This is a genomic window from Desulfosarcina sp. (genome assembly GCF_033791525.1).
Taxonomy (GTDB): domain Bacteria; phylum Desulfobacterota; class Desulfobacteria; order Desulfobacterales; family Desulfosarcinaceae; genus Desulfosarcina.
The window spans coordinates 1-14300 of sequence record NZ_JASJGN010000321.1 but is presented as its reverse complement, the minus strand read 5'-3'; the positions used below and the strand labels follow the sequence as shown (position 1 = coordinate 14300).

10 protein-coding genes are annotated in these 14300 nt (G+C 56.2%); 1 reads left to right on the top strand and 9 read right to left on the bottom strand.

Translation table 11 applies throughout. The annotated features are described in order from the left end of the window. From QNK41_RS16140 to QNK41_RS16115, 6 genes are all read right to left on the bottom strand, one after another. Positions 1-385 (bottom strand): potassium channel family protein (locus QNK41_RS16140; protein ID WP_319258742.1); only part of this gene is annotated, 385 nt, incomplete at its 3' end. Between the two features lie 167 nt (positions 386-552). Further along, the gene (locus QNK41_RS16135) at positions 553-1152 is read right to left on the bottom strand and encodes a DUF192 domain-containing protein (RefSeq protein WP_319258740.1); all 600 of its coding nucleotides are present in this window, start codon (positions 1150-1152) and stop codon (positions 553-555) included. A 20-nt stretch (positions 1153-1172) separates the two neighbouring features. Further along, on the bottom strand, positions 1173-1352 hold the full coding sequence (locus QNK41_RS16130) for a hypothetical protein (protein WP_319258738.1): 180 nt from the start codon (positions 1350-1352) through the stop codon (positions 1173-1175). Positions 1353-1388: 36 nt separating this feature from the next. Continuing rightward, positions 1389-2108 (bottom strand): nickel pincer cofactor biosynthesis protein LarB, encoded by a 720-nt coding sequence (gene larB, locus QNK41_RS16125; protein WP_319258736.1) that lies wholly within the window; start codon positions 2106-2108, stop codon positions 1389-1391. Positions 2109-2541: 433 nt separating this feature from the next. Further along, on the bottom strand, positions 2542-6189 hold the full coding sequence (gene nifJ / locus QNK41_RS16120; protein WP_319258734.1) for a pyruvate:ferredoxin (flavodoxin) oxidoreductase: 3648 nt from the start codon (positions 6187-6189) through the stop codon (positions 2542-2544). Between the two features lie 417 nt (positions 6190-6606). Continuing rightward, entirely contained in the window at positions 6607-8490 is a 1884-nt protein-coding gene (locus tag QNK41_RS16115) for a GNAT family N-acetyltransferase (RefSeq protein WP_319258732.1), read from the bottom strand. Between the two features lie 482 nt (positions 8491-8972). Between QNK41_RS16115 and QNK41_RS16110 the strand changes: the two genes are divergently transcribed. Beyond that, complete coding sequence (locus QNK41_RS16110; RefSeq protein ID WP_319258730.1) at positions 8973-9683, top strand: FadR/GntR family transcriptional regulator; 711 nt, start codon at positions 8973-8975, stop codon at positions 9681-9683. Positions 9684-10086: 403 nt separating this feature from the next. Here QNK41_RS16110 and QNK41_RS16105 read toward each other — a convergent pair whose 3' ends face one another. The 3 genes from QNK41_RS16105 to QNK41_RS16095 form a co-directional block, all read right to left on the bottom strand. Continuing rightward, complete coding sequence (locus QNK41_RS16105) at positions 10087-11694, bottom strand: fumarate hydratase (protein ID WP_319258728.1); 1608 nt, start codon at positions 11692-11694, stop codon at positions 10087-10089. Positions 11695-12042: 348 nt separating this feature from the next. Then, a complete protein-coding gene (locus QNK41_RS16100) occupies positions 12043-12933 on the bottom strand; it encodes an acyltransferase (RefSeq protein ID WP_319258726.1) in 891 nt (296 codons plus the stop codon). A 150-nt stretch (positions 12934-13083) separates the two neighbouring features. Beyond that, positions 13084-13902 (bottom strand): epoxyqueuosine reductase, encoded by an 819-nt coding sequence (locus tag QNK41_RS16095; RefSeq protein WP_319258724.1) that lies wholly within the window; start codon positions 13900-13902, stop codon positions 13084-13086. Positions 13903-14300: the final 398 nt, after the last annotated feature.

The following is a 14300-nucleotide window of genomic DNA, read 5'->3' as shown; positions in this document are numbered from 1 at the left end:
ATTCATACTGATACTGTTTCAGCCTCTGGATAAGATTCATGGTGATTGGATCGGTGCGGGTCAGAATGACATGCCCGTGGGTGTCCTCTGGCAATTCCCGGGGTGCCCTGGCTTTGGTCTGGGCCTCGAGCCAGGGTGCATAAAAGAATTGGATGAAGGTGAAGGGAAGCATGATGAGCAGAAAAACCAGACCGGACAGAAGCACAACGAGAGAGAACAGTTTCCCCAGGTCCGAGGTGAAGGTGATATCACCGAAACCGAGGGTCGACATAACCGTCAGGGCCCAATAAAAACCCGTGATCCAGCTGAATCGCTGGTCCTCCAGTATCATCAGGAAGTGAAACAGGATACTGTAGATGGTAATCATCGTTATCAGGATGAGCATAAACTTGATTAACATCCTGACGTTTCGATCTTTTCTTTTCGAAAAAATATAGACTAACTGGCCCACAAGCAATTTCATGATGGTCCTCTCCTTGTCCGCCCGATGGCGATTAACCCCTTCCTGTAGATGTTGCGGAGCCTGTTTTGCAGCGTCCCGCAACATCATTGCTACCGTGGTCCCTTGATGTTGACAATCGCTTTCATCTCCACCCTATCTCCGGCTTTAATGCCATGCAATCTAAACCACCCCTGATTGACTTCAAGGGCATATAAGGCCGATTTGCTGGAGTGGTATTTTTTTTCGGTTTGGTCGGGCAACATGATTTCAATGTTGATGATGTTTCCGGAGTCGTCCAGAAATGCGATGGAAAGCGGGAGCCACGTATCTTTCATCCAGAAGGTTCTCGGGGCGGATCGCGGATAGATGAACAGCATACCCTGATTTTCATCGAGGGCGGTGCGTTTGGACAACCCACACCCGCGCGATTGAGGTGTTGCGGCCAATTCAACAATCAGGCGGTGGCCGTTGATGGATAGGGTTGCCGTGGGCAATTCGAGCGGACAGGCGTTGATCGTTCCTTTCAGGATCGATAAAACGAGAATGGCCAGGAGAACGATTTTGGACAGGCCCTTAGCAGGCTGTTGAAAAACTATTGCGCTTGGCCATACGGCGTTAAAATTTGACTCAATTTGCTCATTTATCACACATAAGCTGCGCTTTTTCGCTAATTTTTGCCTTGTCTTGCCTGCGCTCATGACGTTTTTCAACAGCCTGTTAGGTGGCATAGTCATTCTTTCAAAATCCGATAGGTCCCATCCAGGCGGGTCACCATCTCGTCATACCGATCCATGAGCCTGTCTTTGTGTCTCTCGGCATCCGATTCATTCATCCGGCCGGACTTCAGTTCAAACTCGACAGCCGCAAGCTCGTTGTCCAGCCAGCGGTCCGGGTCGAAGTTGTAGGTCATTGGTGCAGGCTCCGTTACAGACGGTAATCCACCCGGTCAGCGATCATCGGCCTGCCGGTTGGCGATACGGTTGATTATTGATGCGGCGTAGCCGGCGCCGTATCCATTGTCGATGTTGACCACGGTGACCCCGTTGGCACAGGAGTTGAGCATGGTGAGCAGCGCCGCCAGGCCCCCGAAACTGGCGCCGTAGCCGATGCTGGTGGGCACGGCGATCACCGGCTTGTCGGTCAGTCCGGCCGCTACGCTGGGAAGCGCGCCATCCATGCCGGCCACCACCACCAGCACACTGGCTGCCTGGATCTTCTCCCGGTTGGACAGCAGGCGGTGAATACCCGCCACACCCACATCGGTGAGCCGCTCCACCCGGTTGCCCATCACTTCGGCGGTAACGGCCGCCTCTTCGGCTACCGGAATGTCCGAGGTGCCGGCGCACATGACCAGGATGGTCGTTCGGGTGGGGGTGAGCGGCATGCGGTTCATCACCACGATACGGGCCGCTTCGTGGTATTCTACCCGGTCGCAGATGGTTTTCAGTGCCTCATAGACCTCTCGCTCAGCCCGGGTGGCCATGATATTGGCGTCTTTTTCCAGCAGCCGCCGGGCGATGCCGACGATCTGCGCCACGGTTTTCCCCGGGCTGAAAATGGTTTCCGGGTGACCGCTGCGCAGGGCCCGATGGTGGTCCACCATGGCATAGCCCAGGTCTGCGTAGGGAAGGTCCTTGAGGGTTTCCAGTGCCTGATCCACGGGCATTGAGCCTCTCTTCACATCTTCCAGTAGGTCTTTCAACGTAGCTGCATTCATCACACCGGCCTATTTAAAATGAAGGGTTTTGAACCGCAGAATATCGAATATCGAATGTCGAATTTCCAAGGAATGAATCGCTGCGCGATGTCATTATAAAAAAGGAAGAATACCTTCCTTCATCATTCTGCGGTTCCTTGTTCGACATTGGACATTCTGTTATTTTCGCTGTTTTCATCCAACCGCCACCACATCCCCGGCTTGGACGGCACACTCAAGTGCGTCGGGAAAGGCCACCACTTCACGTCTACTGGCAGGAACTGGAGCCTGTCAACGGATTTCTCTCCCCAAGATTGTGCCCCTTGCCCATCTGGACGAAAAAGGGCCGGCCACCCGGCAGGTGACACGGCCCTTTCGATATACGGAATGTGAAGGTTAGCGCTTATTTCCCGGCTCTGCCGTCGTCGCAGGCCTCGTCGGCACCGGCGCGGCCGGCGTGCTCGGCGGTACCGGCCAGGGTGCAGGCGTCACCATCTTTTTCAACCGGTGCGGCCAATTCTCCCGACGGCTCGGCCGGTACATACTCCACCTCCGCTTTGCGCTTGAGTGCGGCGTAGCGATCGGTGAACTCCGCCTCCAGCCGGGTGTGCAGCCGTTTGGCTTCGTCCGGGAAAATCATATGCAGGGCGGCATAACGCACCTCACCGGCGAGATACGCCTGCAGACTGCCGTCCGGTTCCTTGGAATCCAAAACAAAGGGATTTTTTCCTTCGGCCGTGAGCATGGGATTGAAGCGATACAACGGCCAGTAGCCGGACTTGACGGCCAGGCTGGTCTCTTCCTGGGTCTTGCCCATGCCCTTTTTGATGCCGTGGTTGATACAGGGCGAGTAGGCCATGATCAGCGACGGTCCGTCGTAGCTCTCCGCTTCCGAGAACGCCTTGATCATCTGCTGCTTGTTGGCGCCCATACCGACGCTGGCCACGTAAACGTAGCCGTAGGTCATGGCCATGCCGCCCAGGTCCTTCTTGGCGGTCTTTTTGCCGGAAGCGGCAAACTTGGCGATGGAGCCGGTAGGCGTGGCCTTGGAGCTCTGTCCGCCGGTGTTTGAGTATACCTCGGTATCGTAAACGATGACGTTGATGTCCTCTCCGGTGGCCAGCACATGGTCGATGCCGCCGAAGGAGATGTCGTAGGCCGAGCCGTCACCCACGAAAATCCAGTAGGAACGCTTGGTGAAATATGAACCCAGGCGGTCGATCCGATCCAGCAGAGGATTGCCCGAATAGGCGAAGAGCATTTCCCGGATCTGGTCGCCGTACCGTTTGGAGCCGTCGGCGTCCTTCATATTTTCCAGCCAGCCCTTCATGGCTGCCTTCAAGTCATCATCGACGTCCGTACCCATGGCCTCGGTGACCAGGTCGGCCAGTACCTGGCGCTGCTGCAATTGGCCGAGAAACATGCCGTAGGTGAATTCCGCCGGGTCTTCGAACAGGGAGTTGCCCCAGGTGGGACCGCAGCCTTCTTCGTTGACGCAGTAGGGAATCGACGGTGCGCTGCCGCCCCAGATGGAGGAGCACCCGGTGGCGTTGCCGATGACCATGCGGTCGCCGAACATCTGGGTGAGCAGTTTGGCGTAGGGTGTCTCACCGCATCCGGCACAGGCGCCGGAGAACTCGAGCAGGGGCTGGTAGAACTGGCTGCCCTTGACACTGTTGCGAGCAACGAGGCCTTCGCGCACCGGCAGGCTGGAGGCGTAGCGCTGGTTGGGCACCTGCCGTTGGATCTGGGTGTCCAGGGATTTCATGACCAGGGCCGACTTCTTGGCCGGGCAGATGTCCGCGCAGTTGCCGCAGCCCATGCAGTCCTCAGCGAAGACCTGAATGCGGAACTTGTATTCCTTGAGCTCCTTGCCTAAAGCCTTTTTGGCTTCGAAGCCGTCTGGGGCGGCCTTCAGTTCATCCTCGGTGACCAGCACCGGACGGATGGCCGCGTGCGGACAGACCATGGCGCACTGGTTGCACTGGATGCAGTTGTCCATGACCCATTCGGGCACGTTGATGGCCACCCCGCGCTTTTCATACTGGGTGGTGCCGACAGGAAAAATGCCGTCCGGCGAGAACGCGCTCACCGGCAGCTTGTCGCCCTGCTGGGCCAGCATGGGCTTCATCACCTCGGTGACCCACTCGGGTTCGTCGCCGGCCACTGCCGCCGACAGGCCGGCATTGGCCCAGGCTGCCGGAACCTTCACCTCTACCAGGTGATCCTGGCTCTTGTCCACGGCCTGGTTGTTCATGTTGACGATCTTGTCGCCCTTCCTGCTGAACAGCTTGTGAATCTGGTCCTTGAGGTAGGCGATGGCTTCGTCCACGGGGATCACGTTGGCCGCCTTGAAGAAGGCGGTCTGCATGATCATGTTGATGCGTCCGCCCAAACCCACATCCCCGGCAATCTTGACCGCGTCGATGTTGTAGAACTTGAGCTTTTTGCGGGCGATGGTGCGGCGCATGGCCACCGGCAGTTTTTCTTCCATGTCTGCCAGACTCCAGGGACTGTTGAGCATGAAGGTCCCACCGACCTTGATGCCTTCCAGCACGTCGTACGTGTTGACGTAAGACGGATTATGGCAGGCGATATAATCGGCACTGTCGATCAAATACGTGGACCGAATGGGTGTCTTGCCGAAACGCAGGTGGGAGATGGTGACACCGCCTGATTTTTTGGAGTCGTAGGCGAAGTACGCCTGGGCGTACATGTCGGTGTTGTCGCCGATGATCTTGATGGCGCTCTTGTTGGCGCCGACGGTGCCGTCGGCTCCCAGGCCCCAGAACTTGCACTGCACCGTGCCTTCGGGTGCCACGTCCAATCCGGACTCAACATCCAGGCTGGTGTGGGTGACGTCGTCGGTGATGCCCACGGTGAAGTGGTTCCTGGGCGCCATGCCGTTCATGTTGTCGAACACGGCCTTGACCATGGAGGGGGTGAATTCCTTGGATCCCAGACCGTACCTGCCGTTGACGATGGAGGGCATTTCTCCCTGCTCCATGAAGGCCGTACACACGTCCTGGTACAGCGGATCGCCCAGGGCGCCGGGCTCCTTGGTGCGGTCGAGAACGGTGATCCGGGCGGCAGTGGCCGGAATGACCGACAGCAGGTGCTTGGCGGAGAAGGGGCGGTACAGGCGCACCTTGACCAGGCCGACTGACTCGCCGCGGGCGTTGAGGTGGTCGACCACCTCCTCGATGGTCTCACAGGAAGATCCCATGGAGACGATGACGCGATCGGCGTTGGGGTCCCCCACGTAATCGAACAGGTTGTACTTGCGGCCGGTGAGTACGGAGACTTTTTTCATGTAGTCGGCAACGGTGTCCGGCACATCCTGATAGTAGACATTGGCCGCTTCGCGCCCCTGGAAGTAGATGTCCGGGTTCTGGGCGGTGCCGCGCAGTTCGGGTGATTCCGGATTGACCGCACGGGCGCGGAAGTTCTCCAGGGCTTCCATGTTGATTAGCTTGGCCATGTCCGCGTAGTCGATGGTTTCGATCTTCTGAATCTCGTGTGAGGTCCGGAAACCGTCGAAAAAGTGCAGGAAGGGCACGCTGGAATCGATGGCGGCCAGGTGAGACACCAGGCCCAGATCCATCACCTCCTGGACCGAGGCGGAGGCCAGCAGAGCAAAACCGGTCTGACGGACGGCCATGACGTCCTGGTGGTCGCCGAAGATGGACAGCGCGTGGGCAGCGATGGCCCGGGCGGTGACATGCAGGACGCCGGGCAGCAGTTCACCGGACATCTTGTACATGTTGGGGATCATCAGCAACAGCCCCTGGGAGGCGGTGTAGGTTGAGGTCAACGCACCGGCGGCCAGGGAACCGTGGACGGCGGCCGCTGCACCGGCTTCACTTTGCAGCTGGCGCACCAGCAGGGTCTGGCCGAAGACGTTCTTGCGGCCGTTGGCCGCCCACTCATCGCAGATCTCGCCAATGGGGGACGAAGGGGTGATGGGATAAAGGGCGGCCACCTCGCTCATGGCATAGGCCACGTGCGCGGCGGCGGTGTTCCCGTCGATGGTTTTCATTTTCTTTGCCATAACTGCTCCTTGTAACGGGTTAAAGATATGGAATTGACTCTGTAGCAACCGGTCTCAGGGGGACTGCTGCAGAAAACCAGTGTTTCATTGCTGAGAAGGGACGTGCGAAATCTGGTTTCGCATCGGTAAAGCTGTTTTTTCTATCGCCAAAGAAAGTATTTAAATCACATTGAATCCGACTTGACAAGAATTAATTGAACTCGACAGGATCATTAGCAACATTATGATTTAATTTAAAATTCGGTTGGTCTCGGTTTGTCAGAGACACCCCCATACCAAGGGCGATGGCAGCGCAGGCCATCATGCCACCGATCCCCCACAAGACTGGGGAAAAGCTTCCCATCCGATCAAAGACGATACCGCCTACGATGGGGGAGACCGCGGCCGGAATATTGGCCGAAAACAGCCAGCCGCAGATCAAGGGGTCTCCGCCAATTCGTCAAAGCGGCAATTGAGAATCAGCGACTCCCCGTCAAAGGAGGTTTTTACTTTATAGGGTAGCGTCTTGAAGAGGGCGACCATGGCTTTGTTATGGGGGGAGGTGTAGGCCACCAGTCCGGAAATACCATTTTCACGGGCCGCCCGGGCCAGTTTGCGGATAAACAGTTTTCCCAGTCCCTTGCCCTGGTACTCCTTGGAGATGGAAAATGCCACCTCCGCCGTGTTGCTCTGGAGGAGCAGCAGATATTCACCGACCCCCACCACCTTGCCGAAGCCGAACTCCCCCACCACGGCCACCAGGGTGAGATCCTTGATGTAGTCGATCTGGGAGCGCGTTTCCACATCGCTGCGGTCAAAACTGAGTTTCTCGTGGAAAAAGCGCAGCTGCACGTCTTTTTTGTCCAGACTGTAATAGTGCTCCTGGATCCGGCGTTCATCCACCGGCTTTGACGGCCGGATGGTGATCTCCTCACTGTCCCGCACGATGGTCTCTTCCAGGTGAATGGGGTAGATGCCCTTGGTGGCTTCGCCCAGCCGACGCTCGCTGCCGATAAGTTTGGCTTCCTTGGCGGCGCTGAACAACTCGTCACGATGGTCGGGGTGGGCGATGCCGATCAACGCCAGCACCCGCTCCTGAAGGCTTTTGCCGAACAGGTTCACCGCGCCGTATTCGGTGACCACGTAGTGAACGTCTCCCCGGGGAACCACCACCGCCGTGCCACCCAGGGTCGGGACGATATTACTGCGTTTGTTGTTCCGTGAAGTGGAATAGAGCATGAGGATTGATTTGCCCCCTTTGGAGCGCTTGGCGCCCCTGACAAAATCGGGGATGCCGGATACACCGGCGAAAAAGGTGTGCTCGGAGGCCTCGGCCGCCACCTGGCCGGTGAGGTCGATGGTGTGGGCCACATTCATGGAAATCATGCGGTTGTGCTGGGAGATGATAAAGGGGTCGTTCACATAGTCCGACGGCCGGAAATCAACCCCCGGGTTGTCGTGGAGAAACTCGTACAGGTTCTGGCTGCCGATGGCGCAGGAAGCGACCAGTTTGCCTTCGTTGAGCCCTTTCCTGCGATTGGTGATTACTCCCGAGGCATACAGGTGCATCACGTCATCGGTGATGTACTGGGAGTGAAACCCCAGATCGTTCTTGTCGGCCAGGGCCTTGACCGTCGCCTGGGAGGCGGCGTCCAGGCCCATCTGGAGCGTGGACCCGTCATCCACGAAGCGGGCAATGTGTTTGCCGATCCATTCGGCCGGCCCGGAACGCTTGCGCAGGTTGATGGACAAAATGGGTTCTTCGTGCTCCACCAGCACATGCACATTGTTAACGTGGATGAAGCTCTGGCCCATGGTTCGCGGCATTTTCGGGTTCACCTGGGCGATCACCAGGTCGGCGCTCTGGGCGGCGGCAAGGGTTACATCAACGGAAACGCCCAGGCTCATCCAGCCGAAATCATCGGGCGGCGACACCTGGATCAGGGCCACGTGAATCGGCAGTTTCCGGGAGAGAAACAGCCCGGGCACCTCGGACATGTTGATAGGAGTGATGAAACGCATGTAACGGGCGATGGCCTCGGTATCCGCCGAACCCAGATAGATGGCCCGAATGTTGAGGCTGTGGTCACGGGTTTTGTCGGCGATCTCGGACAAAGAGGTGGTCTCCCGGCTCATGAGCCGGACGATCTCCAGTCCGCTGATCCTGATGGCGGCAGCCGACAGGGCGCGGACCAGTTCCTGGGGTTCTCCGCTGGCGCTGCCGACATAGACCCGTTTGCCGGGGCGGATCATGGCGATGGCCGCCTCTGCGGTACGCTGTTTTTCCACATAACTGTCAGCCCAGTAAATTGACCGTTTCATCGCCTACCCCCTGTTATCGAGTTTAAAGCGGCAGTCCGCCACGGTAATGCCCTCACCTTCAGGGTGAACCATCAACGGGTTGATGTCCAGTTCCTTGATGTACTAACACCTGGTTGCAAATTGGTTAGAAATTAAAAAAGGGATCGCGTCGGTTACAGGCCAAACGCACATCCCGATTCAATCGGCAATCACTCTCAAATTGGTTATACCATTAATATCTAGGAGAGATATCCACTGTCAAGCACAAAGCATCGAACGCCTTGAATTCCCATTCACCGCATGCTATTGTTAGTGATATAGGGTATCGTCGCCTCGCGGGAGGACAGCCTGCACCCACCCAAATCAATTTGGTTAGACCATTGCCTTCCCTAGTTGACATGTTGCAGACCATCTTTATGGCCGTTGATTTGCGACTCGCTGCAGGCTGACGATCATTGGGCACGCATACCCTCATTCAATCCAACTGGAGTTTATATTCGATCATGCCACACAAACTCAAGCCCATTAAACCCAAGCGCATATCCGACCAGGTGTTTGACCAGTTGCGGGAACTGATTTTCCGCGGTGAATTCAAAGCCGGCGAAAAAATCCTCACCGAGCGGGAACTCGCCGAAGCCTTTGGTGTCAGCCGTACCTCGGTGAGAGATGCCATCAACAAGCTGGTCGTAATGGGCCTGCTGGACCAGAAACAGGGGCAGGGCACCTTTGTCCGGTCGCCGGAATCCAAGGAGAAAAGCATTCTGGCCACCATGGTGAAAAGCCAGGGCGCCTCCATTTCTGACCTTTTGGAAGTCCGCATGGGACTGGAGTGCAATGCCGCAGCCATGGCGGCCAGCCGGGCAGTGGAAAAGGATTTTCAGTTCATGGAGAAAAGCATCGAGGAGATGCAAAAGGAAGTCAAATCCGGGAGACTGGGCACGGAAGCAGACGCCTCTTTCCACATGGCCATTGCCTATGCAACGAACAATCCCCTCCAGGTCTTCATCATGAAAAACTTCTACGATTTTTTGTTTACCGGCATCAAGGTCAACCTGGAGGGCCTCTACAAAATACCGAGTAACGTCGACACCATTCTAGAACAGCACACGTTGATTTACCAAGCCATCCGGAAAGGCAATCCGGAAGCCGCTCACCGGGCGATGAAGCAGCATATCAAATTTGTATATGATTTCTTCGAGGGACAGGGGAAATAGGGTTCGGGGTTCGGGGTTCAGGGTTCAGGGTTCAAGGCGGTTCAATGGGTTGGGGAGTATTTTAGCTGCTATCATCGCTGGCAAAAAAAGGGGCCGCTTTTCAGCGCACCCCTTTTTTGATGACCTCGTAAAAAGTCGCATTTCCGACGGATCCGTAAAAAGCCCGAGATCAAGGCTTGCGGGCCGCGAAAGCGAGCTTCGGCGAGCGAATGGCAAATCGATCAAGACCCTTACGGCGAACATTCATGTTCCATCCTGAGAATACCGCTATCGCGGGTGCCGTAGGCAGAGTACTTACGGTACGCTGCAGTGACGAAGGATGAAGCGTAACGCAGATATCGGACTTTTTACGGATCCGTCCTTTTTTTGTTTCGCTTTATCCACCGCATACGAATGATGGCCATCAGAGCAGATTTTCAAAGAAATCATTCCCCTTGTCATCCACCAGAATAAACGCGGGGAAATCTTTGACGGAAATCATGTAAACCGCCTCCATGCCCAGTTCTGGGTATTCAAGCACCTCCACCGAGGTGATGCACTCCTTGCCCAGCCGCGCGGCCGGGCCACCGATGGAGCCCAGGTAGAACCCGCTATATTTTTCGCAGGACGCCGTTACCCCCTTGGAGCGGTTGCCTTTGGCCAGCATGACCATGGAAGCGCCCTGGGCCTGGAAGATCGGCACATAGGAATCCATGCGGCCGGCAGTGGTAGGCCCGAAAGAGCCGGATGGGTGGCCTTCTGGCGTCTTGGCCGGACCGGCGTAGTAGATGATGTGATCTTTCAGATATTGGGGCAGGCCCTGACCGCTGTCCAGCCGGTCCTTGAGCTTGGCATGGGCGATATCCCGCCCCACGATGATCTTGCCGGACAGTTGGAGGCGGGTGGCCACCGGATATTGGGTGAGAATGGCCCGGATGTCGTCCATGGGCTGGTTCAGGTCGATGGCAACGGCGACATCGTCGGCGCTCTGGGGTTCGGGCAGAAAGCGTGCAGGGTCGGTTTCCAGCTTCTCAAGAAATATGCCGTCGGCGGTGATTTTTGCCTTGATGTTGCGGTCCGCGCTGCAGCTGACGCCGATGCCGATGGGGCAGGAGGCGCCATGACGCGGCAGACGCACCACGCGAATGTCGTGACAGAAGTACTTGCCGCCGAACTGGGCGCCGATGCCCAACTCCCGGGCCCGCACCAACAGCTCTTTTTCCAGTTCCCGGTCGCGGAAGCCACGACCGGTCTGGCTGCCGGCAGTGGGCAGACCGTCCAGGTAGCCCGCCGAGGCCAGCTTCACCGTCTTCAGGTTGAACTCCGCCGATGTTCCCCCCACGACAAAAGCCAGGTGGTAGGGCGGGCAGGCGGCGGTGCCCAGGGTCTTCATTTTGGCCGTGAGAAACTCAACCAGGGTGCCCGGGTTGAGCACCGCCTTGGTTTCCTGAAACAGATAGGTTTTGTTGGCCGAGCCGCCGCCTTTGGCGATGAACAGGAATTTATAGGCATCGCCGCTGGTCGCGTATATCTCAACCTGGGCAGGCAGGTTGCACCCGGTGTTCTTCTCTTCATACATGGTCAGCGGTGCGTTCTGGGAATAGCGCAGATTGGTTTGGGTGTAGGCATTGAACACGCCTTTGGACAGCGCTTGTTCATCGCTGAAGCCGGTCCACACCTGCTGACCCTTTTTCCCCATAATGATGGCGGTGCCGGTGTCCTGGCACATGGGAAATTCCATCTCGGCGGAGATGACGGCGTTTTTAAGCATTTCCAGAGCCACATAGCGGTCATTGTCCGAGCTCTCCGGATCCTTGAATATGCTTTCCAGCTGAGCCAGATGGGTCGGCCGCAGCAGGTGGGAAACATCTTTGAAGGCCGACTCGGCCAGCAGCTCCAGCCCTTCGGGCGCGACCTTGAGCACGGTCTGTCCCTCGAACCGGGCGGTGGAGACGTAATCGGTCGTGAGCAGCCGGTACCGGGTGTCGTCTTTGCCCAGGGGCAGCAGTTCTTCATACTTGAATTCAACCATGATTCATCTCCTTATCCGCTTAGGGGAAATGGGGAAACACGCTAACAGGGAGGTGAAAACAGACAACTGCATCCCTGATGCACTGGAAAAGATAGAAGGGAGTAAACTTAATGGGTGGTGTTGGATATTGTCAAGGCGTTTCCTGCAAACCGGCGGAACCTGGCATGGGGCGAGCGAAAAGCGGAAACGCCATTGATACGGAAGACATATCGACTGTTCCCCGGCCCACGGGGACACTGAGTTCAATGTCACTTGGCGGATTATATCGAAACGCGCTGAGGCGGGAAAATCAACTGGGGCTTGTCGAAACCGGATGTGCCTGTGGGAAAATTACCCTGAAGATCGGATTCAGCGGGTCAGCATGCGGGTCAAATCACGATCTTTTTCCTGCCACAAGCTGTTGAGCCACTTCTGGAAACCCCGTTTGAACTGCGGATCCTGGAGGTAGTCCCCCATCATTTCACTGTCGATGGGCAGGGTTTTCACCCTGACTTTGATCTCCTTGACCCGCCCGCATACAAAATCCCAGAACGTGGCCGCACCCTGGGGATAGGCGATGGTCACATCCACGATGTGCTGAAGCTTGTCGCCCATGGCCGCCAGTACGAAAGCCATGCCGCCGGCCTTGGTGCGCAGTAGATGGGTATAAGGCGATCGTTGGCGGGAATGTTTTTCCCGGGTGAACCGCGTACCTTCGACGAAGTTCATCACCGACACGGGAATGTTCCTGAACTTGTCGCAGGCCCGCTTGGTGATCTCCAGGTCTTTGCCGATCAGGTGGGGGTTCTTTTTAAGAAACTGTCTGGAGTAGCGCTTCATAAAGGGGAAATCCAACGCCCACCAGGCCTGCCCCAGAAAGGGGAACCAGAACAGCTCTTTTTTCAGAAAAAACTTCAGGAAGGGTATCTTGCGGTAAAAGACAGTCTGGAGCACCAGGATGTCCACCCAGGACTGGTGGTTGGCCACCACCATGTACCAGCCTTTGGGATCGAGATTGTCCAGGCCACGTACATCCAAGCGGACGCCGTTAAACAGTTTCTGGATCAGGTTGTTCACCGCGATCCAGCCGTTGGCAAATGCGGTCAGGATCCTGCGGCAGCCGGTCTGGATCGGCTTGATGGGGAGCAGCAGCTTGATAAACGCCACGATAAAAATGGCAATACAGCAGGCCACCGTATTGAGTGTATAAAGCACAAGCGAAAGTACACCACGTGTGCCGTGAATCAGCGAATTAAACATATGTATCCTTGGGGTCCGACAGGTAAAGAGATCATCGGACATCACTTTTAAATAAAAGGCGGGGTGATGACAAGAAGGGTGTGGAGGGTTGACAAAAGTTTTACAAAAAGGAATCGCATCCATGCTTCAGACGGGTTTGGTCGGTCAGTCTCAACCGGCAGTCCCAACCGGACAACCCATCTCGCATTTCCGGCAATACTTGACTCTTTTTCCCATCGCCGTCTGCCCCTCTAAATCAATCGCTTCGGCGTTGGCGATATCGATATCCATCTGCCGGTTGCATTGGATCCGGCTGTATACCCCGGACCGTCCTGGAAGTTCATCCATGCCATAGTCTTCCACAGTATACACCTTGCCGGAAAAAGCGTGCTGGGGGCAGGCTTTCCGGCAAGGCATGGGGCAATTGAGGCAGGGATCGAAATCAATTGGCCCGGTGGAGGGTAGATCGGTTTCGATCAGCATGGCCCGCAAGCGCTGACGGGGTCCGTATGGGGGTGTAATCAGAAGATTGTTTTTTCCGATACAGCCGAGTCCTGCAAGCACGGCGCTGTCTTTCATGTACACGGCGCCATGTTCGATATGATAAGGCAGCTTGAAGCTTCGGATGTCCAGTGTTTGTTCAAGGTAATCGGCCATTTTTTTTACTACCGACATGAGCAATCGGTTGCCTGCCGTGTTACCGGGGGTAGCGCCGCTGACCCACCAGTCCAGTTCCGGATTTTCAGGGGGATGCGCGATTGCAATCACGATGGCAGACCTGGCGTCTTCCGGCCATTGAACGACACCCCGTTCTCTTCCCTCCACGGATAGGGTCCCCACACCGTTGAACTCAGGCATTTTTTGACTCATCTGGTGTGACGGTGACCGCTTTATATCCGACACATTGGCAATGCCGGCAAGGTCCGCTCCGAACGCTTTGGACTGCTCGATTATCTGTCGGTTCAGGCGCTCTGTCTCCTGATCGATCATAATGACTCCTTGGCAGCTATGACATTCAATGCTGCAACAGCGTTAAAACGAGCCTACCATCTCCGGCTGACAAATTCACAGGGGTAAAACCCAACGTTGCAAAAACTGGAGGGCTTCGGAGCCCCCGCAAGCGGGATTTCCGCTTCGCTCCAACAAGGCGTCAAGGGTGAAGCTGTAATCGGCTACTGCGATCCCTTGACAACACGGGATCTGAAGTCCTCCAGCTTTCCTGAAAGGTAAAAAAAATGAGAGAAACTGTGACATTCTTGGACTTCACCATTCGTGACATCCAGAAAATGATAGCAACTTGACTATATCAATCATGTTACCAATAGTTTAGCTAACTTTTCAAATATTTTTATGCAACGATGGGGTAAACTATCCATCGTTGCCTTAAT